21 protein-coding genes and 1 tRNA gene are annotated in these 21,341 nt (G+C 69.3%); 5 read left to right on the forward strand and 17 right to left on the reverse strand.

Annotated features, from left to right (window positions below; all coding sequences use genetic code 11):
- Nucleotides 1-3: 3 nt before the first annotated feature.
- Nucleotides 4-570 (forward strand): peptide deformylase, encoded by a 567-nt coding sequence (gene def / locus AB0P18_RS07195; protein WP_363359488.1) that lies wholly within the window; start codon nt 4-6, stop codon nt 568-570.
- Between the two features lie 57 nt (nt 571-627).
- On the opposite strand, the gene AB0P18_RS07200 is transcribed toward def, so the two are convergent.
- From AB0P18_RS07200 to dusB, 5 genes are all read right to left on the reverse strand, one after another.
- Nucleotides 628-700 (reverse strand) — tRNA-Asn (locus AB0P18_RS07200).
- A gap of 59 nt (nt 701-759) precedes the next feature.
- Nucleotides 760-1,548: an ATP-binding cassette domain-containing protein gene (locus AB0P18_RS07205; protein WP_363359489.1), complete on the reverse strand. Its 789-nt coding sequence runs from the start codon at nt 1,546-1,548 to the stop codon at nt 760-762.
- A gap of 70 nt (nt 1,549-1,618) precedes the next feature.
- Complete coding sequence (gene dnaG, locus AB0P18_RS07210; protein ID WP_363359490.1) at nt 1,619-3,484, reverse strand: DNA primase; 1,866 nt, start codon at nt 3,482-3,484, stop codon at nt 1,619-1,621.
- Nucleotides 3,484-4,827 carry a deoxyguanosinetriphosphate triphosphohydrolase gene (locus tag AB0P18_RS07215; RefSeq protein ID WP_363359491.1) on the reverse strand — a complete coding sequence of 448 codons (1,344 nt, stop codon included), beginning with the start codon at nt 4,825-4,827 and terminating at the stop codon, nt 3,484-3,486. The genes dnaG and AB0P18_RS07215 overlap by 1 nt, the downstream gene beginning before the upstream one ends.
- A complete protein-coding gene (gene dusB / locus AB0P18_RS07220; protein WP_363359492.1) occupies nt 4,817-5,989 on the reverse strand; it encodes a tRNA dihydrouridine synthase DusB in 1,173 nt (390 codons plus the stop codon). Before dusB ends, AB0P18_RS07215 begins: the two co-directional genes overlap by 11 nt.
- A 51-nt stretch (nt 5,990-6,040) precedes the next feature.
- Here dusB and AB0P18_RS07225 point away from each other — a divergent pair, with 51 nt between their 5' ends.
- The gene (locus AB0P18_RS07225; protein WP_344053743.1) at nt 6,041-6,541 is read left to right on the forward strand and encodes a glutathione peroxidase; all 501 of its coding nucleotides are present in this window, start codon (nt 6,041-6,043) and stop codon (nt 6,539-6,541) included.
- 12 nt (nt 6,542-6,553) lie between these two features.
- Here the strand turns inward: AB0P18_RS07225 and AB0P18_RS07230 are convergent, their stop codons facing one another.
- From AB0P18_RS07230 to recO, 3 genes are read right to left on the reverse strand one after another with little or no spacing between them, the layout of a single operon-like run.
- Entirely contained in the window at nt 6,554-7,231 is a 678-nt protein-coding gene (locus tag AB0P18_RS07230; protein WP_363359493.1) for a DsbA family oxidoreductase, read from the reverse strand.
- A gap of 47 nt (nt 7,232-7,278) precedes the next feature.
- Nucleotides 7,279-8,091, reverse strand: coding sequence for an isoprenyl transferase (locus AB0P18_RS07235; protein ID WP_363359494.1), 813 nt, complete (start codon nt 8,089-8,091; stop codon nt 7,279-7,281).
- Nucleotides 8,088-8,816, reverse strand: coding sequence for a DNA repair protein RecO (recO, locus tag AB0P18_RS07240; RefSeq protein ID WP_344053749.1), 729 nt, complete (start codon nt 8,814-8,816; stop codon nt 8,088-8,090). Before recO ends, AB0P18_RS07235 begins: the two co-directional genes overlap by 4 nt.
- A 64-nt stretch (nt 8,817-8,880) precedes the next feature.
- On the opposite strand from recO, the gene AB0P18_RS07245 reads away from it, so the two are divergent.
- Nucleotides 8,881-9,567 (forward strand): TRIC cation channel family protein, encoded by a 687-nt coding sequence (locus tag AB0P18_RS07245; protein WP_344053751.1) that lies wholly within the window; start codon nt 8,881-8,883, stop codon nt 9,565-9,567.
- Between the two features lie 18 nt (nt 9,568-9,585).
- On the opposite strand, the gene AB0P18_RS07250 is transcribed toward AB0P18_RS07245, so the two are convergent.
- Nucleotides 9,586-10,998, reverse strand: coding sequence for a glutamate decarboxylase (locus tag AB0P18_RS07250; RefSeq protein WP_363359495.1), 1,413 nt, complete (start codon nt 10,996-10,998; stop codon nt 9,586-9,588).
- Nucleotides 10,999-11,084: 86 nt separating this feature from the next.
- Here AB0P18_RS07250 and AB0P18_RS07255 point away from each other — a divergent pair, with 86 nt between their 5' ends.
- Nucleotides 11,085-11,738 carry a hypothetical protein gene (locus AB0P18_RS07255; RefSeq protein ID WP_344053754.1) on the forward strand — a complete coding sequence of 218 codons (654 nt, stop codon included), beginning with the start codon at nt 11,085-11,087 and terminating at the stop codon, nt 11,736-11,738.
- On the opposite strand, the gene leuA is transcribed toward AB0P18_RS07255, so the two are convergent.
- Nucleotides 11,739-13,499: a 2-isopropylmalate synthase gene (gene leuA, locus AB0P18_RS07260; protein WP_363359496.1), complete on the reverse strand. Its 1,761-nt coding sequence runs from the start codon at nt 13,497-13,499 to the stop codon at nt 11,739-11,741.
- Nucleotides 13,500-13,734: 235 nt separating this feature from the next.
- Between leuA and AB0P18_RS07265 the strand changes: the two genes are divergently transcribed.
- Nucleotides 13,735-15,264 carry a S1C family serine protease gene (locus tag AB0P18_RS07265; RefSeq protein WP_363359497.1) on the forward strand — a complete coding sequence of 510 codons (1,530 nt, stop codon included), beginning with the start codon at nt 13,735-13,737 and terminating at the stop codon, nt 15,262-15,264.
- A 24-nt stretch (nt 15,265-15,288) separates the two neighbouring features.
- On the opposite strand, the gene era is transcribed toward AB0P18_RS07265, so the two are convergent.
- From era to dnaJ, 7 genes are read right to left on the reverse strand one after another with little or no spacing between them, the layout of a single operon-like run.
- Entirely contained in the window at nt 15,289-16,209 is a 921-nt protein-coding gene (gene era / locus AB0P18_RS07270; protein WP_363359498.1) for a GTPase Era, read from the reverse strand.
- A complete protein-coding gene (locus tag AB0P18_RS07275) occupies nt 16,206-17,492 on the reverse strand; it encodes a hemolysin family protein (RefSeq protein ID WP_344053762.1) in 1,287 nt (428 codons plus the stop codon). The genes era and AB0P18_RS07275 overlap by 4 nt, the downstream gene beginning before the upstream one ends.
- Nucleotides 17,489-17,959 carry an rRNA maturation RNase YbeY gene (gene ybeY / locus AB0P18_RS07280; protein ID WP_344053764.1) on the reverse strand — a complete coding sequence of 157 codons (471 nt, stop codon included), beginning with the start codon at nt 17,957-17,959 and terminating at the stop codon, nt 17,489-17,491. Before ybeY ends, AB0P18_RS07275 begins: the two co-directional genes overlap by 4 nt.
- The gene (locus AB0P18_RS07285) at nt 17,956-19,050 is read right to left on the reverse strand and encodes a PhoH family protein (protein ID WP_363359499.1); all 1,095 of its coding nucleotides are present in this window, start codon (nt 19,048-19,050) and stop codon (nt 17,956-17,958) included. The genes ybeY and AB0P18_RS07285 overlap by 4 nt, the downstream gene beginning before the upstream one ends.
- Complete coding sequence (locus AB0P18_RS07290) at nt 19,043-19,390, reverse strand: histidine triad nucleotide-binding protein (protein WP_363359500.1); 348 nt, start codon at nt 19,388-19,390, stop codon at nt 19,043-19,045. The genes AB0P18_RS07285 and AB0P18_RS07290 overlap by 8 nt, the downstream gene beginning before the upstream one ends.
- A gap of 50 nt (nt 19,391-19,440) precedes the next feature.
- A complete protein-coding gene (locus AB0P18_RS07295; RefSeq protein WP_363359501.1) occupies nt 19,441-20,190 on the reverse strand; it encodes a 16S rRNA (uracil(1498)-N(3))-methyltransferase in 750 nt (249 codons plus the stop codon).
- A 3-nt stretch (nt 20,191-20,193) separates the two neighbouring features.
- Nucleotides 20,194-21,309 carry a molecular chaperone DnaJ gene (dnaJ, locus tag AB0P18_RS07300; RefSeq protein ID WP_344053773.1) on the reverse strand — a complete coding sequence of 372 codons (1,116 nt, stop codon included), beginning with the start codon at nt 21,307-21,309 and terminating at the stop codon, nt 20,194-20,196.
- Nucleotides 21,310-21,341 lie beyond the last annotated feature (32 nt).

The following is a 21,341-nucleotide window of genomic DNA, read 5'->3' on the forward strand; positions in this document are numbered from 1 at the left end:
GGCGTGGCCGTTCTGCCGATTCGCATCATGGGTGATCCGGTGCTGCACGCACCCGCTGCCGCCGTCGAGGAGATCACCGAGGAGGTGCGGACTCTCGTCGAGGACATGTTCGAGACGATGGATGCCGCTCCCGGCGTGGGCCTCGCGGCCCCGCAGGTGGGGGTCGGGCTGCGGATCTTCACGTACAGCTACCAGGACGACGACGGGCAGCCCTGGCGCGGGGTGATCATCAATCCGACGCTGTGGATCGCCCCTCTCGAGCCGGGCGAGCCGGATCCGGACGAGGAATCCGAGGGGTGCCTCTCCTTCCCGGGCGAGCGCTTCCCGCTCCGGCGATCTGAACGTGCCCTGATCACCGGACAGGATCTGGATGGCGCGCCGGTGCGCATCGAGGTGGACGGCTGGCGGGCGCGCATCCTTCAGCACGAATTCGATCACCTGGACGGCGTCCTCTACGTCGACCGCCTCGACGACGGCGATTGGAAGACCGTGCAGAAGATCGCGCGCAAGCGCGGGTGGGGGCGGCCGGGCAGCTCATGGATGCCGGGCGTCGACGACATCGACGCGTGAGTCCCGGTTCTGCGGAAACGAAGAACGGCCTTCGGAGTGGAGTCCGAAGGCCGTTCGCTCCCCGGCTTGGACTCGAACCAAGAACCTATCGGTTAACAGCCGATTGCTCTGCCAATTGAGCTACCGAGGAATGCGCCCGCGAGCGGGCAACTCGAAAAGCTTAGCAAACCACGAGGCGACCTCGTGACGTCATGACGCGATCAATCTGTGGTCGTCGTCTCCCCCGGGTGTCCACAGCAGGTCGGTCATCCCGTGCCCGTAGGCGACGGCATGGCCGCTGCGCAGCACGAGCACATCCGCGTCCAGTCCGCTGACGACGTCGGGGTCGTTCGTGGCGACGACCGTGGACATGCCGTACTCGCTGCGACGCCGCAGGATCGCGTCGCGGGCGGCGAGTCGGACTTCGACGTCCATGTTCGCGAAGGGTTCGTCGGCGATGAGCACGCGCGGCTGAAGGACGAGCGCGCGTGCCAGCACGACGCGCTGGCGCATACCGGCGCTCAGTTCGTACGGGTACCTGGCGGCGGCGCCGAGCGGGAGCATCAGTTCGTCCAGCAGCGTGGCGACCCGCACGGCCAGGGCGCGCTGGTTCACGCGCCGGTCGCGGCTCGTGATCGGCTCGCCGATCACGTCGGCGACGGTCAGTCGGGAGGGGAGGCGTGCGCCCGCCGATTGCGCGAGGTGGCCCGTGAGGTAGGTGAGGGTGCGGTGGGCCCGCCCGGGACGGCGGACCGGGATGCCCTCCACGTGGGCTTCGCCCCCGACGACGGCGAGTCCGGGCTCGTTCGCGCCGGCGAGAACGGCCAGCAGGCTGGACTTGCCGGACCCCGTCGGCCCCATCACCGCGAGCGTCTGCGCGTGCGGCAGCACGAAGGAGACTCCGTCGATCACCCGGACATCCGGGCCGCCGCGCGATGCGCGGGCGATCGACAGGTCGGTCGAGCGGATCGCGACGTCGGCGTCGAGGCGGCGGGGCATCTGTTCATCTTGCCCCGGCGCGCCGCTGCGCGCCACCGTCCGCATCAGGATGTGCCGGTCCGAGGGTCGATCACTCGTCCGCCGTGAGCCGCTGACGCTCGGCATCCAGCTCGCGCAGCCGCATGCGGATCGTGCGACCTTCCGTCGAATCGGGTGCGACGCGCTGGATCGCCCCAAGGAGCTCGGACTTCTCCTGCTCGACCGCGCGGACGACCAGCCTCCGGGCGAGCGAGGCGGTCGAGGTGCTCGCCGCCTCGTCGGTCAGGGCTGGGAAGTCGGTGGTCAGCAGCTCTGCGGCCAGGGAGCGGTAGGGCTCCCGCACCGCGGACACGGCATCCGCCGCCCACCCCGGGCGGGACAGGTCGGGGACGGCAGCGACCGAGGTCCGCACCGCATCGAGCGCGGGGTGGCGGAAGGGGAGCGCGAGGGCACGGTGGAGCAGTGCGGGATCCAGTCGGTGACCGAACTGCAGGATGCCCATGAGGGCGTCGCGCTCCAGTGCGACGTCCGGCGTCCGCGGCAGGGTCGCGATCGAGACCCGCAGCTGGGGCGGTGCCTCACCGTTCGGATCCTCGGGTGCGGGCGCCGCCGGCCGCTCGGAGCGGGGGTCGCCGCCGCCCTGCCGTGCCGCCCGCTCGACGGCTGCGCGGACTTCGCCGATCTCCAGACCCAGCCGCCGCGCCAGCACGCGCACGTAGCCCGGGCGCAGCGAGGGATCGCGGATGTCCGCGACGATCGGCGCCGCCGCGCGCAGGGCGCCGGCACGGCCCTCGACCGTGCCCAGGGCGAACCCGGCGAGCCGCTGGTCGATGACGAACTCGAACATGGGCACTTTCGTGTCCATCAGGGCCCGCACGGCTCCGTCGCCGCGCTGCAGCCGCAGGTCGCAGGGATCGAGTCCCTCCGGAGCGACCGCGACGTAGGTCTGTGCGGCGAAGCGCTTCTCGTCGGCGAATGCGCGCAACGCCGCCTTCTGCCCGGCAGCGTCCGGATCGAACGTGAACACCACTTCCCCCGACGCGGTGTCATCCCCCATGACACGACGCAGCACCGTGATGTGGTCGGCGCCGAACGCCGTGCCGCAGCTCGCGATCGCGGTGGTGATGCCGGCGAGGTGACAAGCCATCACGTCGGTGTACCCCTCGACGACCACGACGCGGTGATCGCGGGAGATGTCGCGCTTGGCGAGGTCGAGTCCGTACAGCACCTGCGACTTGCGGTAGACCGGCGTCTCGGGGGTGTTGAGGTACTTCGGCCCCTGGTCGTCGTCGTAGAGCTTTCGCGCTCCGAAGCCGATCACCTGACTCGTCACGTCGCGGATCGGCCACACCAGGCGCCCTCGGAAGCGGTCGTACACTCCCCGCTGTCCCTGCGAGACCAGTCCGACGGTGCTCAGCTCCTCATCGGTGAACCCCTGCGCGTGCAGCGCATCCCGGAGATTCGACCATCCCTTGGGCGCGTACCCGACGCCGAAGTGCGCCGCAGCACCGGCATCGAATCCCCGTTCGCCGAGGAAGCGACGACCCGCCTCTGCTTCGGCGCCGGCCAACTGCGCGCGGAAGAACTCCGCGGCGGCGGCGTTCGCGGCGTACATCCGGGCGCGGCCGGTGGACTGCGGAGCGGCTCCGCCGTCCTCGTAGTGCAGGGTGTAGCCGATGCGGCCGGCGAGACGCTCGACGGCCTCGGTGAACGACACGTGGTCCATCGCCCGGAGGAACGAGTACACGTCGCCGGACTCGCCGCAGCCGAAGCAATGGTAGAAACCCGCCTGCGGCCGCACGTTGAAACTGGGGCTGCGTTCGTCGTGGAAGGGACACAGGCCCTTCATGGCGCCGACGCCGGCGCTCTTCAGCGCGACGCGCTCCCCGATGATGTCCGCGATGTTCGTGCGGGCCTTGACCTCATCGACGTCGGCCTGCAGGATCCGGCCCGCCATCAGTGCGGCGCTTCCGCGACACGGCCGCGGGCGGACGGGGCCCAGACGCCGAGCGAAGCGGCGTCGACCTCGCCGACGAGCCGTCCGTGCCACGCGATCGCGTATTGGTCGGTCAGACTCGCGACCTGGTCGACTATCACGCGCCGGCGTGCGGCGTCATCGGATGCCGCGTCGAAGTCCTCGGCGTACATCGGGTCGAGCGCCTCGGGCTGCTCCCACAGCGCCGAGGCCAGGCGCTTGAGCACGCGCCGCTGTTCGCGGTAGACGCTCTTGCGCCCCTCGATCGAGACGACGACCGCCCCGATGATGCCTTTCAGGACGGCCATCTCGGCCTCGACGACCCGCGGGACGACGACGTGCGCCCGATAACGCGTGAGCGCGACCGACGACGTGGCCTCCCGCGTCGCCGTCGTGGCGGCACGCGCGAATCGGCCGATCAGATCCGACGTCAGGTTCTTCAGCCGCGCGTGGGAGGCGCGCGTGGCGTCGAAGGACGTGATCCACTCCGGAAGCCTCATGAGCCGGTACAGCGCGTCTTCGAGCTCGTCGCGGGCGAAGTCGAAGCCCACCCACGTCTGGATCGCGTCCAGCAGCGCGGTGTGCTCGTCGCGGGACGCCAGCCGAGCGGGGTCGAGATAGCCGTTCACGATCGCGTCCTCGAAGTCGTGCACGGAGTACGCGATGTCATCGGAGAGGTCCATGACCTCTGCCTCGATGCAGCGCACCCGCCCCGGCGCGTCGACGCGGAGCCAGCGGAACACGTCCTCGTCCTCGGGATACACCCCGAACTTCAGCCGTCCCCCCGCGTCCGGCAACGGGTGGCTCGCCGTCCACGGGTACTTGCACGCGGCATCCAGGCTCGCCCGAGTCAGGTTGAGCCCATGGCTGCGGCCGGCGTCGTCGATGACCTTCGGTTCCAGCCGCGTGAGGATCCGCAGGGTCTGCGCGTTGCCTTCGAAGCCGCCGATGTCCTCGGCCCAGTCGTTCAGTGCCCGCTCGCCGTTGTGTCCGAACGGCGGGTGCCCGAGGTCATGACTCAGGCACGCCGTGTCCACGACGTCGGGAGACAGCCGCAGCGCCGTCGCGAGCTCGCGCCCGACCTGTGCGACCTCCAGGGAGTGCGTCAGCCGGTTGCGCGCGAAATCCGCCGGGCTTGCGGGACTGAGCACCTGCGTCTTCGCCGCGAGCCGGCGCAGGGCCGCCGAGTGCAGCACGCGTGCGCGGTCGCGCGCGAAGCCGTCGCGCTGCGAGCGATGACGCTCGACGAAGAATCGTGCGGCATCCGCTTCGTCGTACCCGTCCGGCCGTTCGGATGCGGCCCGTACCGCGCCGTCAGCCGCCACTGTGGTCCAGTTCCGCCTCCGCGAGGGCGTGGGATGCCGTCGCGCCGAGATCCCGCGACTGCAGCCACCCCTCCGGCAGGGCGGGGCGCTTGGGGGTCCCCGCGCGACCGCGCTGTCCTTCCGCCGCCGCACCCGGGTACGGCGCGTCGAGATCGAGCGTCGCGAGCAGGTCGTCGATCTCCGCGAGCGTCGAGACGGTCGCCAGGGCCGCGCGGGTGTCGCCGCCCACCGGGTAGCCCTTGAAGTACCACGCGACGTGCTTGCGGATATCGCGGCAGCCGCGCTGCTCGTCCTCGAAGAATTCGACGAGGAGCTCCGCGTGACGGCGGAACGCGTCCGCGACGAATCCGAGGGTGGCGTCCACGGCCGGTCCGGCCGCGGCCTCCCGGCCGCCGAGGTGACGGGCCAGATCGCCGAACAGCCAGGGGCGGCCGAGGCAGCCGCGCCCCACCACGACGCCGTCGCAGCCGGTCTGCTGCATCATCCGGGCCGCGTCCTGCGCGGACCAGATGTCCCCGTTCCCGAGGACCGGGATGCTGGTCACCGCATCCTTCAGCGCGGCGATGGCCGCCCAGTCCGCGGTGCCGGAGTAGAACTCCGCGGCGGTCCGGGCGTGCAGGGCCACCGCCGAGACGCCGGCGTCTTCGGCGATGCGACCCGCGTCGAGATACGTCAGATGGTCGGAGTCGATCCCCTTGCGCATCTTCACGGTGAGCGGCACGTCACCGGCGGCCGCGGCGGCGCGCGACACGATCTCGCGGAACAGTCCCAGCTTCCAGGGCAGCGCCGCTCCCCCGCCCTTGCGGGTGACCTTGGGTACCGGGCAGCCGAAGTTGAGGTCGATGTGGTCGGCGCGGTCCTCGTCGACGAGGATCCGCACAGCGCCCTCGACCGTCGCCGGATCCACGCCGTACAGCTGGATGGAGCGCGGCGTCTCGGACTCGTGGTGGGTGATGAGGCGCATGGTGGTGGCGTTGCGCTCGACGAGCGCGCGCGACGTGATCATCTCACTGACGTAGAGGCCGGCACCGTACTCGCGGCACAGGCGGCGAAACGCGGTGTTGGTGATCCCGGCCATCGGCGCGAGCACGACGGGTGCGTCCAGCGCGATCGGCCCGATGCGCAGTGTGCGGTCGGGAGCGAGAGTAGGAGTCACCTGCATATTCTCCCAGACCCGCGACCGCCTTCGGTGAACGGCCAATAACCTGTGGGTATGACCGCTTCCTCCGCCGCCCCGATCCTCGACATCCCCTTTGCGACCGCCGACGGGGGTCAGGCCACTCTCGCCGACTACGCCGGAAAGGTTCTGCTCATCGTGAACGTCGCCTCGCGCTGCGGGCTCGCTCCGCAGTACGAGCAGCTCGAGCAGCTGAAGAAGACGTACGGTCCTCGCGGCTTCGACGTGCTGGCGTTCCCGAGCAACCAGTTCCTGCAGGAGCTGTCGAAGATGGACGACATCCTCGAGTACTGCTCCACGACGTGGGGCGTCACGTTCCCGGTGATGGACAAGGTCAAGGTGAACGGGAAGAAGGCCGCACCGCTGTATCAGGAGCTCACGAAGGCTCCCGACGGAAACGGCAAAGCGGGCCGCGTCGAGTGGAACTTCGAGAAGTTCCTCGTCCTCCCCGATGGCCGCGTCGCGCGTTTCCGCCCGCGCACGAAGCCGGACGACCCGGCGATCGTGTCGCTCATCGAGGCGAACCTCCCGGGCTGAGCCGTCAGTGCGTCAGACCGTGGCCGGGCTCTCCCGGTGCTCGGCCCACACCTGGCGCACGATCTGGGCGAAGGCGTCGGCGGGCTGCGCGCCGGAGACGCCGTACTTGCCGTCGATCACGAAGAACGGCACTCCCGAGATGCCGTAGGCCGCAGCCTGCGCCTGATCGGCACGCACGGCAGGCAGGAATCTCTCGGACCGCAGCGCTTCGCGCGCGGCATCCGCGTCCAGGCCTGCATCGGCCGCGAGAGCGACGAGCTCGTCCTCTTGGCCGAGGTGGCGACCCTCGGTGAAATACGCGGCCATGAGTCGCTCGGTCATCTCCGGTTGACGTCCCCGCTCCTTCGCGAAGTGCAGGAGCTCGTGCGCCTTCACGGTGTTCGTGTGCTTGAGCAGGTCGAACCGGTACTCCAACCCGGCATCGGCAGCGACACCGGTCACGCGGTCCAGCATCTGCTGCGCCTGATCGGGCGAGATGCCCTTGTGGTGGGAGAGGTAGTCCGCCTCGCCGCCGTCGAAATCGACCGGGGTGTCCGGCGAGAGCTCGAACGAGTGGAAGACCACCTCGACCTCCGGGGCATCGGGATCGGCCGAGGCCGCCTCGAGTCCGCTCTGGAGGTTGCGCTTGCCGATGTAGCACCACGGGCAGGCGATGTCGCTCCACACGTCGATCTTGATGGCGTCCGTCATGCCGGGTGCAACCGAGGGAAGTCGACGGTCATTCCCGCGGGCCGACGTCAGAGCGCGGGCGGCTCGGGGGTGTCCACCGCGCCGCCGAACCGACGATCGCGATCGAGGTACATGCCGATCGCGCGCCAGAGGTCCTCGCGGGAGAAATCCGGCCAGAGCGTATCGAGGAACACGAACTCCGCGTACGCGGACTCCCAGAGCAGGAAGTTCGAGGTGCGCTGCTCGCCGCTCGAGCGGATGAACAGATCCACGTCGGGCATGTCCGGCTGGTAGAGCCGCTTCTGGATCAGCTTCTCGGTCACCGCCGACGGCTTCAGCCGCCCCGAGGCGATGTCGTCCCCGATCGAACGCATCGCGTCCACGAGCTCGACCCGCCCGCCGTAGTTGACGCACATCGTGAGCGTCAACACGTCGTTGTCGGCGGTCAAGCGCTCGGCGAACTGCAGCTCTTTGATCACCGAACCCCAGAGCCGGGGCTTGCGCCCCGCCCACCGCACCCGTACGCCCCACTCGTTCAACTGATCCCGACGACGGTGCAGGACATCGCGATTGAAGCCCATCAGGAAGCGGACCTCGTCCGGCGAACGGCTCCAGTTCTCGGTGGAGAACGCGTACACGCTCAGATGTTTGACGCCCGCCTGGATGGCTCCCGCGACCACGTCAAGAAGCGCGGCCTCACCCGCCCGATGCCCCTCCACGCGGGTCTGACCGCGCCGGTTGGCCCACCGGCCGTTGCCGTCCATCACGATCGCGACATGCGACGGCACCGCGCCCCGGGGGAAAGCGGGCGGGTGGATGCCGGTCCAGTCCAGCGGCCGATAGGCGACGGCATCCCGGTGGGTGTACGGCTTCGGGCTCATGTGGCCGCCTCCACGTGCTGCAGAGAGCGGATGCCGCGCTCCAGGTGCCATTGCGCGTACGCGGCGATGAGGCCGGACGCCGACCCCCGGGTCGGGGCGCTTGCGGAGTCGGCGACGACCCAGTCGCCCTCCATGAGGGCGGTGAGGAACTCCGCGGTCGCGACGTCGACACGGGCGGCCCCCACCGGGGCGCAGTCGCGGCAGATCATCCCGCCGAGCTGCGCGACGAACGTGTCGTGGGGTCCGGGCGCGCCGCAGCGCGCGCACTCGGTCAGGCCGGGTGCCCAGCCGGAGAGCGCCATCGCCCGCAGCAGATACGAATCCAGGATGCTGCGCGGCACGTGCTCGCCGCGGGCGAGGGCGCGCAGTCCGCCGACGAGGAGCAGGTACTGCTGAGGGGTGGCCTCGGCCTCGTTCAGGCGGTCGGCGGCCTCCACCATCGCGTTGGCCGACGTGTACCGGTCGTAGTGGACGGCGATGTCGGCGCCGTACGAACCCAGCGACTCCGCCTGCTGGATGATGTCGAGCGACCGCCCCTGATACAGCAGCACGTCGGCGACCATGAACGGCTCGAGCCGCGAGCCGAAGCGCGAGGATGTGCGCCGCACCCCCTTCGCCACGGCACGGATCTTGCCGTGCCGACGGCTCAGCATCGTGACGATCCGGTCCGCTTCCCCCAGCTTGTGGGTGCGCAGGATCACGACCTCGTCGCGGTAGGTGGGCACCGTTCAATTATGGTCGCCGACGACCGTGCCGGGCGGGCGCCGAGCCGTGCGCGAGAATGGTCGCGTGGATGCGCCTCTCTTCACGATCCCGCTGTGGGCGGACCTCACCGCGGTGGGTCTCGGCGGTATCCAGGGAGCCCTGTTCGCCTCCGGCTTCCGCGGGCAGCGACGACTGGACCTCCTCGGCGTCGCGATCATCGGCATCGTGATGGGCATGGGCGGCGGCATCATCCGCGATCTGCTGCTCAACCAGCCGCTGAGCACGCTGCAGAGCAATTGGTACCTGCTCACCGCGACGCTCGCCGCCCTCGTGGGGATGCTGCTGGCGGGTCCGCTGCGGCGTCTGAACGGGTTGATCGTCGGGCTCGACGCGGTCGTGATCGGCCTGTTCGGCGCGTTCGGGACGAGCAAGGCGCTCGCGCTCGGACTGCCGCTCGTGCCCGCCGTGTTCGTCGGCGTGTGCTCGGCGGTGGGCGGCGGCATCCTGCGCGACGTCTTCATGGGTCTGCCGGTCGCGATCATGCACGTCGGCTCCCTGTACGCGGTCGCCGCGGGCGTGGGCTGCCTCGTCCTGGCGGTTTCGAACGCCGTGGGCGTGCCGCTCGTGATCGCGGCGATCGCCGGTGTGGTCGTCACCGCGATCATCCGCGTCCTCGCGGTGGTGTTCGACCTCTCGCTCCCCGAGCAGCGCATGCTGTATCGCCGCAAGGTCGCCGCCGAGACAGGCGCACTCCCGATCGTCAAGCGCTGACGGGGGCGGCGCGCGGCCTCAATGGGTGAATGACGTGACCAGGCCTTCGGTCGGCATCGGCGACTCCAGGGCGTCGAGGTAGGCGACGGCATCATGGATGTCGGCGACCAGACTCTCGGCGAGGTTCCGGCTCAGCCCGTTGCGCACCACGATCCGCTGGACGACGACGTCGGTGAGGTCGTCGGGCATCGGATAGGCCGGGATGAGCCAGCCCTTGAGTCTGAGCCGTTCGGAGAGGTGATAGAGGTTCCACTTGTCGGTGTAGCCCTTGCTCAGCTGCCACGCGAACACCGGGATGTCGGTGCCGTCGTTCCACAGCTCGAACGCGGGGATCTTCGCGATCTCGCCGGCGAGGTACACGGCGACGTCCTGCGAGGCCTTCTGGACCTTGTAATAGCCGTCCCACCCGAGTCGGAGGAACAGGTAGTACTGCAGGAGGACCTGGGCGCCGGGACGGGAGAAGTTCAGCGCGAAGCTCGGCATGTGGCCGCCGAGGTAGGTGACGTCGAACACGAGATCGGACGGCAGATCCTCGACCGTGCGCCACACCACCCACCCGAGACCGGGGTACACGAGTCCGTACTTGTGCGCGGAGGTGCTGATCGACGCGACGCGGGGAACCCGGAAGTCCCATTCCAGGTCGGGCTGGAGGAAGGGGGCGATCATCCCCCCGGAGGCGCCGTCGACGTGGATCGGGATGTCCAGGCCCGTCTCGGCCTGGATCCGATCGAGCGCCGCGGCGATCTCCGCGACCGGCTCGTACACCCCGGTGTAGGTCACGCCCATGATGGCGACGACGCCGATCGTGTTCTCGTCGACGTATTTCTCCAGCTCGAAGCCGTCGAGACACTTGTGCTCGTCGGTGATCGGCACGTAGCGGGGCTCGACGTCCCAGTAGTTGCAGAACTTCTCCCAGCAGACCTGCACCGCGCTGGAGAGGACGAGGTTGGGCTTCTCGGTCGAGCGGCCCGCGGCACGGCGGGCGTGCTGCCACCGTCGCTTGAGCGCGAGGCCGCCCAGCATGCAGGCCTCGGACGAGCCGATCGTCGACGTGCCGATCGCCTTCTCGGCATCCGGGGCGTTCCACAGTGTGGCGATCATCTTCCAGCAACGCGTCTCGATCGCCGCCGTCTGCGGATACTCGTCTTTGTCGACCATGTTCTTGTCGACCGTCTCGGAGTACAGCTTCGTCGCGTGCGGGTCCATCCAGGTGCCGACGAACGTCGCGAGATTCAGACGGGAATTGCCGTCGAGCATCGCCTCGTCGTGCACGACCTGGTAGGCCGTTTCGGGCAGGGACTCCCCCGCAGGCAGCGCGTCCAGCGGGAAGTCGGTCGCTTCGCCGGGGCGGGCGAACAGCGGGTTCAGCTGGTTCTGGTCCCCCAGCCCGATGAATCCGTGCGGATGGGCGGAGCCACGAGAGGTCGTCATGAGCCTCATGCTAGGGCGGCCCAGGGCCGCGGACGTCATGCTCGCGAGGTGAGGTCCGGCGCGCCTGCCGCCTCTATGCTCACCCCATGACGCCCGAACGCCGCGTGCGCCTGCGCCGTGAAGCATGGGGATTCGCCGTCGGATCGCTCCTGTTCGCGGTCGGCGCCGTGCCGCTCTATTCCGAGACGGTCGGCGCGGTCGCCACGAACGCGACGTTCTTCGCCGGAGCGTTCTTCTTCACGCTCGCCGCGCTGATCCAGCTGCTCCTCAGCGGGCGGCGCCCGCCGAAGACCGGGGCTTCGCGGCCCGACCGTGCGGACTGGTGGGCCGCGGCGATCCAATTCGCCGGCACGCTGTTGTTCAACCTCAGCACGACCGCCGCCCTGCTCACCGCCCTCAACCCGGACACGCGGATCGGCTCGGGATGGATCCCCGACGCGTGGGGGTCGGTGTGCTTCCTCGTCTCGAGCGCGTTCGCCGTCGTGGCGACGACGGAGCGCGACGGCCTGTGGGATCCGCGGGCGCGCACGTGGCGCTGCACATGGCTGAACATGGCCGGCTCGGTGTTCTTCGGGATCTCGGCGATCGGTGCCGCCGTGATTCCGGCCACCGGAGACCTCGTGAGCCTCCAGTGGGCGAATCTCGGCACGTTCCTGGGTGCGGTGTGCTTCCTCACGGCGGCGCTGCTGAGCAGGCGCGACATCCCGACGGATGCCGCGCCTGCCCGAACGGCAGTGTGATCAGACGCCGGCGAGCTCGGCGGTGCTCTGCCGGGTGCGGATCGCCCGGTTCACGCACGACACGATCGCCTTGAGGGATGCCGTGGAGATGTCCCCGTCGATCCCCACGCCCCACAGGCGCTCACCGTCGACCTGGAGCTCGACGTACGCCGCGGCTTGCGCGTCTCCGCCCGCGCTCAGCGTGTGCTCGACGTAGTCGTAGAGCGAGACGTCGAATCCGCGCTCGCGCATGATCGACAGGAATGCCGCGATCGGTCCGTTGCCGTGACCGGTGGCCTCGACCCGCTCGTCTCCGTCGCGCAGCGAAACCTCCAGCGACACGTCACCGGCCAGATCGCTCTGCGTGCGCGTCCCGTGCAGCTCGAAGCGGCCCCAGCGGTGCTCCTCGACGTTCGAGGGCAGGTACTCGTCCGTGAAGATACGCCAGATCTGCTCGCTGGTGACCTCGCCGCCCTCGGCGTCGGTCTTGGCCTGCACGACACCGGAGAATTCGATCTGCAATCGGCGGGGCAGGTCGAGTGCATGGTCGCTCTTGAGCAGGTAGGCCACGCCGCCCTTGCCGGACTGCGAATTCACGCGGATGACCGCTTCGTAGGAGCGACCCAGATCCTTCGGATCGATCGGCAGGTACGGCACCGCCCATTCGAGCTCGTCGACCGACACGCCCTCGGCGACGGCTCGCGCCTCCATCGCCTCGAACCCCTTCTTGATCGCGTCCTGGTGCGAACCGCTGAAGGCCGTGAAGACGAGGTCACCCGCCCACGGGCTGCGCTCGTGCACGGGGAGCTGATTGCAGTACTCCGCGGTGCGCTTGATCTGGTCCACGTCGCTGAAGTCGATCTGCGGATCGATCCCCTGCGTGAGGAGGTTGATGCCGAGCGCGACCAGATCGACGTTGCCCGTCCGCTCCCCGTTGCCGAACAGGCAGCCTTCGATGCGGTCGGCGCCGGCCATGTAGCCGAGCTCCGCCGCGGCGATCGCCGTGCCCCGGTCATTGTGCGGGTGCAGAGAGAGGATCACGTTCTCGCGGTGGGCCAGATGGCGACTCATCCACTCGATCGAGTCGGCGTAGACGTTCGGGGTCGCCATCTCTACGGTCGCCGGCAGATTGATGATGACCTTGCGGTCCGGGGTCGGCTCGAAGACCTCGATCACCTGATTGCAGACGTCCACCGCGAACTCGAGTTCGGTGCCCGTGTAGCTCTCCGGCGAATACTCGTAGAAGACCTTCGTCTCGGGGATCCGCTTCTCGAACTCGCGGCACAACCGCGCGCCCTCCAGAGCGATGTCGATGATGCCCTGCCGGTCGGTGCGGAAGACCACTTCGCGCTGCAGGACGCTCGTGGAGTTGTACAGGTGGACGATCGCCTGCTTCGCTCCAGCGATCGACTCGTACGTGCGCTCGATCAGGTGCTCGCGGGCCTGCGTCAGCACCTGGATCGTCACGTCGTCGGGGATGACGTCCTCTTCGATCAAGTGCCGGACGAAGTCGAAGTCCGTCTGGCTGGCGGACGGGAAGCCGACCTCGATCTCCTTGTAGCCCATGCTCACCAGCAGGTCGAACATGATGCGCTTGCGTTCGGGGCTCATCGGGTCGATGAGCGCCTGGTTGCCGTCGCGCAGATCGACAGCGCACCAGCGCGGTGCGGCGGTGATCCGCGCATCGGGCCAGGTGCGGTCCGGCAGCTCGACGGTCAGCTGCTGGTGATAGGGCCGATACTTGTGGATCGGCATGCCCGAAGGCTTCTGGGTGTTGTCCATGGTCTCGCGTGCTCTCTCGTCAGATGAAACGGGCCGACAACGAGCTCCGCGACGAGGTGGGCCCTAGATCGAGGACTCGTCGCGGCGACTAAGAAGGAGTCGGCGCAAGCGCATGGCGCCAGGCTACACCGCACACGGAGAGCGCGCGAATCCCCGGGCGGCGGCATCCGTGTATCACGGCGTGCACGACCGCACTCATCCTCTGCGAACCCACCACCCGATCAGGAGGTCCGCCGTGTCCGCTCCGTCTTCGCCCGTCTCCCGCCGCCGCATGCTCGGCGTCGCCTCGCTCACCGCCGGCGCACTCGCGCTCACCGGCTGCTTCGGCGGCCTCCTTCCTTCCGCCGGCCCCTCCGCCACGCCGGCGGTCGGCTTCGACGACCTCCAGACCGCCACGGTCTACATCAAGGGTCAGGGGACGTTCATCGAACCGGGAACGCTCGACCCGGCCGAGGGCGCGTGGATCGGTTCGGGATTCATCGTCACGCCCGAGGGGCTCGCCCTCACGAACAACCACGTCGTCACCGGCGCCGGAACGCTCGCCGTCTACGTCGGCGGCGATCAGTCCGCGCAAGTGCGCGGGACCGTGCTCGGCGCGTCGGAGTGCCTCGACCTCGCGGTCATCCAGCTCGACGGCGACGAGCTGCCGTACCTCGCGTGGCATGACGGCGAGATCAAGACCGGTCTGGACGTCTACTCCGCGGGCTATCCGGCCGGTGCCGCCGAGGAGTTCACCCTCACGCGCGGCATCGTCTCGAAGGACGACTTCCCGCTGGACACCCAGTGGGCGTCGCTGGACCACGTGATCGAGCACGATGCGCGCATCCGGGGTGGCAACTCCGGCGGACCGCTCGTCGACGAGGACGGGCGGCTCGTGGGCATCAACTACGCGGGTGACGACAGCCTCGACTACAACTTCGCGATCCACCGGGACGTGGCCCAGGATGCGATCGACCGCCTCGCGGCGGGCGAGAACGTGGACTCGATCGGCATCAACGCGCAGGGCTGGGTGAGCGAAGACGGCCAGATCGCGGGCGTCTGGGTCTCCTCCGTCGATGCGGGTGGTGCAGCGGATGACGCGGGCATCCAGCCCGGCGACCTCGTGTACAAGCTCGCCGGGGTGAGCGTCGGCACGGACGGCAGCCTCGCCGACTACTGCCAGGTCCTGCGCACTCAGGGCAGCGACGCAACGATCGATGTGCAGGTCTACCGGCCCGCCACCGACGAGCTCCTGGACGGTCAGATCAACGGCGACGAGCTCACGGTCACGGCCACCGGGGTCTTCGGCGGCGAAGCGACGGCCAACGGCGGATTCACCACCGTGACAGACGATGCCGGCGTCGTGAGTGTCGACGTTCCCGCGGACTGGGCGCAGACCGACGGCGCGGGGTTCACGGACGACGCGGGCAACACCTGGTACGCCGTCTCGGCGGCGCCGGATCTCGCCGCGTTCTGGGGCGGATTCGCCGCACCGGGCGTCCAGGTGATGGCGGCTTCCGCGGGGATGACCGCGGAGGCGGTCCTGCAGAATCTGTCGGGCACCTTCGACACGTCGTGCAGTGCGGTCGCGACCGGCGAGCCGTACGACGACGGCTACTACGCCGGCGTGTACTCCGAGTGGGACTGCGCCGGTACGGCAGCCGTCGTGATCTCCACGGTGGATGCGGGAGGCGGCAACGTGATCGTGCTCATGCAGGCGCAGTCGGACTACGAGAAGCAGGAAGCGCTGACGAGGGTGCTGGAGACCTTCCAGGCTTCGCTCTGACCGATCCTCCGCAGCTCGGCCGCCTCAGAATCCGAGGCGGCCGAGCTGCTTCGGATCGCGCTGCCACTCTTTCGCGACGCGGACGTGCAGGGACAGGTAGACCCTCGAGCCGATCAGCGGCTCGATGCCCGCGCGGGCGCGTCGGCCGACGTCCGCGAGGCGCGAGCCCTTGTGGCCGATGATGATCGCCTTCTGGCTGTCGCGCTCGACGACGATGTCGGCGTAGATATCGGTCAGATCGGAATCCTCGCGAGCCGCGATGTCCTGGACGACGACAGCGATCGAGTGCGGCAGCTCGTCGCGCACGCCTTCCAGGGCTGCTTCCCTGATGATCTCCGCGATCCGATCCTCGTCGGATTCGTCCGTCACGACTCCTTCCGGATACAGCGCCGGGCCCGGAGGCATGAGCGAGAGCACCTCACCGGTGAGCACGTCCAGCTGCTGGTCCGTGAGGGCGGAGAGCGGAATCACCGCGGCCCAGTCGTCGCGCAGCGCATCGACTTCGATCAGTCTCTCGGCGATCTGATCGCGCGTGGCGGCATCCGTCTTCGTCACGATCGCGACCTTCTTCGCCCGCCGGTAGCCGTCCAGGGATTCGGCGATGCGCCGATCGCCCGGACCCACCTTCTCGGTCGCGGGTACGCAGAACCCGATCACATCGACGTCGCCGAGCACCTGCTCGACGAGGTGGTTGAGCCGCTCACCCAAGAGCGTGCGAGGACGATGGATGCCGGGTGTGTCGACGATCACGAGCTGGCCGTCGACGCGGTTCAGGATGCCGCGGATCGCGCGTCGGGTCGTCTGGGGCTTGTCGCTCGTGATCGCGACCTTCTCTCCGACGAGCGCGTTCGTGAGCGTCGACTTGCCGACGTTCGGCCGCCCCACGAATGTCACGAATCCGGAGCGGAAGTCCGCTGCGCCGGAGCCGTCTGCTTCTGCGTTCATGACGGATTCCCTTCCTCTGTCGGCTCGGGCACAGCGCTGCGCTCGACGAAGACCGTCGCGAGCCCCCTGCCTCGGCCGCGGCTGGTGCCGCCGGTCATCACGAGTCCGTCGTAGTCGGCGGTGGCCCCGGGCTGGGGGATGCGGCCGAGCGCCTTGCCGAGGAGACCGCCCACCGAGTCGACGTCCTCGTCCTCGAGTTCGATCCCGAACAGCTCACCCACTTCGTCGAGCCCCAGGCGCGCACTCACGCGGTACCGACCGGGACCGAGCTCGACCACTTCGTCCGCACGCGGGTCGTACTCGTCGGCGATCTCTCCGACGAGCTCCTCGATCAGGTCCTCGAGGGTCACGAGCCCCGACACACCGCCGTACTCGTCGACGACCAGGCACACGTGCACGGCATCCCGCTTCATCTGCTGGAGCAGCGTCTCGGCCTTCATCGACTCGGGGACGAAGACGGCCGGGCGCACGATGCGATCCAGCGGCGCGTCCCTCCACCCCTGCTCGTCGCGGAATCCGAACTGGACGAGGTCCTTCAGGTAGAGCACGCCGACGACGTCATCGGCCTCGTCGTCGACGATCGGGATGCGCGAGACGCCCTTCTCGAGGAACAGGGTCATCGCCTCCCGCGTGGTGGCGGACGCGTCTACCGTGACCATGTCGGTGCGAGGAACCATCACCGCGCGGACGAAGGTGTCGGTGAAGTCGAACACCGAGTGGATGAGCTCTCGGTCGTCCTCCTCGATGAGCTCGTTCTCGGCCGCTTCGTCGATGATGCTGAGGAGCTGCTCCTCCGAGGCGAACGAGGAGCCGGGTTTCACGCCCGGTGTGACGCGGTTGCCGAGGGCGACGAGCCCGTGGGCGAGGGGGCCGAGGATCAGGCGGACGCCGCGGATGACGGGAGCCGCCGCGCGCAGAAGGCCCTTCGCGTGCTGGCGGCCCACGGAGCGCGGACTCGCGCCGACGACCACGAAGGAGATGCCCGTCATCAGGACCGCGGCGGCGAGCATGGCCCACCAGATGCTGTCGAAGAGGATCGTGAAGGCGACTGTGACGAGCACGGCGGCGGCGGTCTCGGCGAGGATGCGGATGAAGACGACGGCGTTCGCGTGCGCATCCGGGTCGATCGCGATCCGCTGCAGGGAGGTCGCGTTGCGTCCCTCCGAGCCGAGTTCGACGAGGTCGGCGCGGGAGGTCACCGACAGCGCGGCATCCAGGGCGGCCATGAGCCCCCCGAACGCGACGAGCAGGACGGCGGCGGTCAGCAGGAGCGCAGCGGTCATGCGCGAGGTCGTCGTCGCTCGGCGACGTGGAAGCTCATGATCAGGTCGTTCTGCAACCCGAACATCTCGCGCTTCTCCTCCGGCTCGGCGTGATCGAAGCCGAGCAGGTGCAGCAGGCCGTGGGTCGTGAGCAGGATTAGCTCGTCCATCGTGCTGTGCTTCGCGGCCGCTGCCTGCGTCTCGGCCACCTGCGGGCACAGGACGATGTCCCCGAGGAGCCCCGCCGGCGTCGGAGCGTCCTCCGTGCCGGGACGGAGTTCGTCCATCGGGAAGCTCAAGACGTCCGTCGGACCCGGCTCATCCATCCACTGGACGTGCAGCGCCTCCATCGCGCCCTCATCGACGAGGAGGATCGCGACGTCGGCGTCCGCGCTCACGTGCAGCTCGGCGAGGTTGTGCTCCATGAGCCGCAGAAGAACCGTCTCGTCGACGGTGAAGCCGGACTCGTTGCTGATCTCGATCGTCATGAGCGGCCTCGTTTGGGAAGGTGATCGCGGGGTCCTCCGGAGCGCGCTGCGCCGCTGCGTCGCTCGGCGCGGTTCGCGAACTCCGCGGCCTCGTCGCGTTCGCGACGACCCGCGAGCCGGCGCTCGTCGTATTCGGAGTACGCGTCGACGATACGACCCACCAGCGAGTGCCGGACGACGTCGTCGCTGGTCATGTACGCGAAGTGGATGTCATCGATCTGGCTCAGCACGCGCGTCACCAGGCGCAGCCCCGACGCGCCGACCGGAAGGTCGACCTGGGTGATGTCGCCGGTGACCACCATGCGGGTGCCGAACCCGAGGCGGGTGAGGAACATCTTCATCTGCTCGGGAGTCGTGTTCTGCGCTTCGTCGAGCACGACGAACGAGTCATTGAGCGTGCGTCCGCGCATGTACGCGAGCGGAGCGACTTCGATCGTGCCGCTCGCCATGAGCTTGGGGACGATCTCGGGGTCCATCATCTCGTTCAGCGCGTCGTAGAGCGGTCGCAGATACGGGTCGATCTTGTCGTTGAGCGTGCCGGGGAGGAATCCGAGGCGCTCGCCCGCTTCGACGGCGGGGCGGGTCAGGATGATGCGATTGACCTCTTTGCGCTGCAGCGCCTGGACGGCCTTCGCCATCGCGAGATAGGTCTTGCCGGTACCGGCCGGACCGATGCCGAAGACGATCGTGTTCTCCTCGATCGCGTCGACGTACGCCTTCTGGCCGAGCGTCTTCGGCCGGATGATCTTCCCGCGTGTGGAGAGGATCGCCTCGCCGAGCACCTCGGACGGGCGGGGGCCGCCCTCCGAGCGCAGGATCCGGTTGGAGGAGGCGACATCGGACGGTCCGAGTGCGTGTCCGGCCTTCGTCATGGTCAGAAGCTCATCGACCAATCCTCGAGCGGCCTCCACTGCGGCCGTGTCGCCGCTCAGGGTGATCTCGTTGCCCCGGACGTGGACGTCGACGTCGGGGTGCTCGCGCTCGATCACGCGCAGAAGTCGATCCTGGGGACCGAGCAGCTGGACCATGGCCACGCCGTCCGCGTAGACCCGCTGGGTGGTTTCCGCGGAACTCTTCTCGCTGTCAGGCATGCGTGCTCGATTCGCTCAGGCCGCCGGCGAGAACGTGCGCGTGGACGTGGAAGACGGTCTGGCCGGCGCCGGCACCGGTGTTGAAGACGAGACGGAAGTCGCCGTCTGTCTGGTCGGCGGCGACGGCGTTCGCGAGGCCGACGAGCTCAGCGAGCAGCGCCGGATCCCCGGTCGCGAGTTCGACCACGTTGCGATACTGCGCCGTCTTCGGAATGACGAGCATGTGCACGGGAGCCTGCGGGGCGATGTCACGGATCGCGAACACGTTCTCGGTCTCGGCGACGATGTCGGCGGGGATCTCGCCGTTCAGGATGCGCGTGAAGACCGAGGATTCGCTCATGAGTCCAGTCTATCGGCGGGCCGGACGGCGTCGTCGGGCGAGCGGCGTGCTCACCAGCGTCGCAGTGCGACGTTGAGCACCGCGAGCGCGGCGGGACCCGCCGTCGACGTGCGCAGCACCGTCTCGCCGAGCCGCATCGCTCTGGCCCCGCCTGCCTCCAGCACCGCGAGCTCCTCCGTGGCGATGCCGCCCTCGGGGCCGACCACGAGGACGAGATCCCGACGATCGGGCGTCACGTCCCCGCCCGGCGCAGAAAGGCCCGAGAGGGACTCGACCGCCGTGGGCTCGAGGACGAGCACGAGCGCGTCCCGTGCCCGCGCCGCGAGCGCCGCCGTGGTCTCCAGAGGCTGGACGGTGGGGATCCACGCCCGGTGCGCCTGCTTGGCGGCCTCACGGACGATACACTCCCACCGCATCCGTCCCTTCTCGGCTTTCGCGGCATCCCAGCGCGAGACGCTGCGTGACGCCTGCCACGGCACGATGCCGTCGACACCGAGCTCCGTCGCCGCCTGCACGGCGAGTTCGTCGCGATCGCCCTTCGCGAGCGCCTGGACCAGGATGATCCGACGCTCCGGGGGCGCGACGCTCCTCCTGCTCCTCACGCGCACGAGGACCTCCCGGGGTGCGGATGCCGAGACCTCGCCCGTGAGCCACGTTCCGCGACCGTCGCCGAGCGTGACCTCCTCGCCGATCCGGACGCGGCGGACGGCAGCCGCGTGATGGGCCTCGGGGCCGGTCAGGGCGACGGTGTCGCCGACGGCGGCATCCGCTCCCGCGTCGAGGAGGAAGTGCAGCGCCACGGATCAGCCGTTGCGGAAGCGGTCGCGCAGCTTCGCGAACAGTCCCTGGTGGAACTCCGCCAGGCGCGGTGCCGGCGACTTCGTGCGCTTGGCGAACTCCTCGATCAGCGCGCGCTCCTTGGCGTCGAGCCGCGTCGGGGTGACCACGTGCACGCCGACGCGCAGATCGCCGCGCTGGCTCCCGCGCAGCGGCGTGATCCCCCGGCCCTTGATCGTGAGCACGTCCCCACCCTGGACGCCCGGGCGCAGTTCGAGGTCGACCGGGCCGTCGAGCGACTCGATCGTCGTGGTGGCCCCGAGGATCGCGTCGGGCATCGACACTTCCAGCGTCGCGAGCAGGTCGTCGCCGTCGCGGCTGAACTCGTCGTGCGGGGTGACGGTGACCTCGAGGTAGAGGTCGCCGTTCGGGCCCCCGGCGGGGCCGACTTCGCCCGAGCCGGGCAGCTGCAGCCGCAGCCCCGTCTCGACGCCGGCGGGGATGTCGATCGACACGGTGCGGCGGGCACGCACGCGGCCCTGTCCCTGACACGTCGCGCACGGATACGGGATCGTGGTGCCGTAGCCCTGGCAGACGTTGCACGGCTGGTTCGTGACGACGTTGCCGAGGAGGCTCCGGACCGTGCGCTGCACGTGGCCCGAGCCGTGACAGATGTCGCACGCGACCGGAGCGGTGCCGGGTTGGCAGCACGAGCCCTGACAGGTGTCGCACAGCACGGCCGTGTCGACCTCGAGGTCGCGGTGAACGCCGAAGACGACGTCCTTCAGGTCGAGGGTGACGCGGACGAGCGCGTCCTGTCCGCGCTCGCGCCGGGAGCGCGGACGCCCGGCACGCTGTCCGCCGCCCGAGCCGAAGAACGTCTCGAAGATGTCACCGAACCCGCCGAACCCGGCCTGGCCGCCGCCGAACGGCGAGTCGCTGCCGCCCATGTCGTAGCGGGCGCGCTGGTCGGCGTCGCTGAGCACGTCGTACGCGTGCGTGACGAGCTTGAAGCGCTCGGACGCATCCGCGCCGGGGTTCACATCAGGGTGGAGCTCTCTCGCGAGGCGTCGGTACGCCTTCTTGATCTCGTCCGGTGTCGCGTCGCGCGAGACACCCAGGACCTCGTAGTGGTCAGCCACTGTCGCCTTCCCGCCCGCGCACCGCGCGGGAT

The sequence above is a fragment of the Microbacterium sp. NPDC064584 genome (assembly GCF_040687315.1).
GTDB classification, from domain to species: domain Bacteria; phylum Actinomycetota; class Actinomycetes; order Actinomycetales; family Microbacteriaceae; genus Microbacterium; species Microbacterium lacus.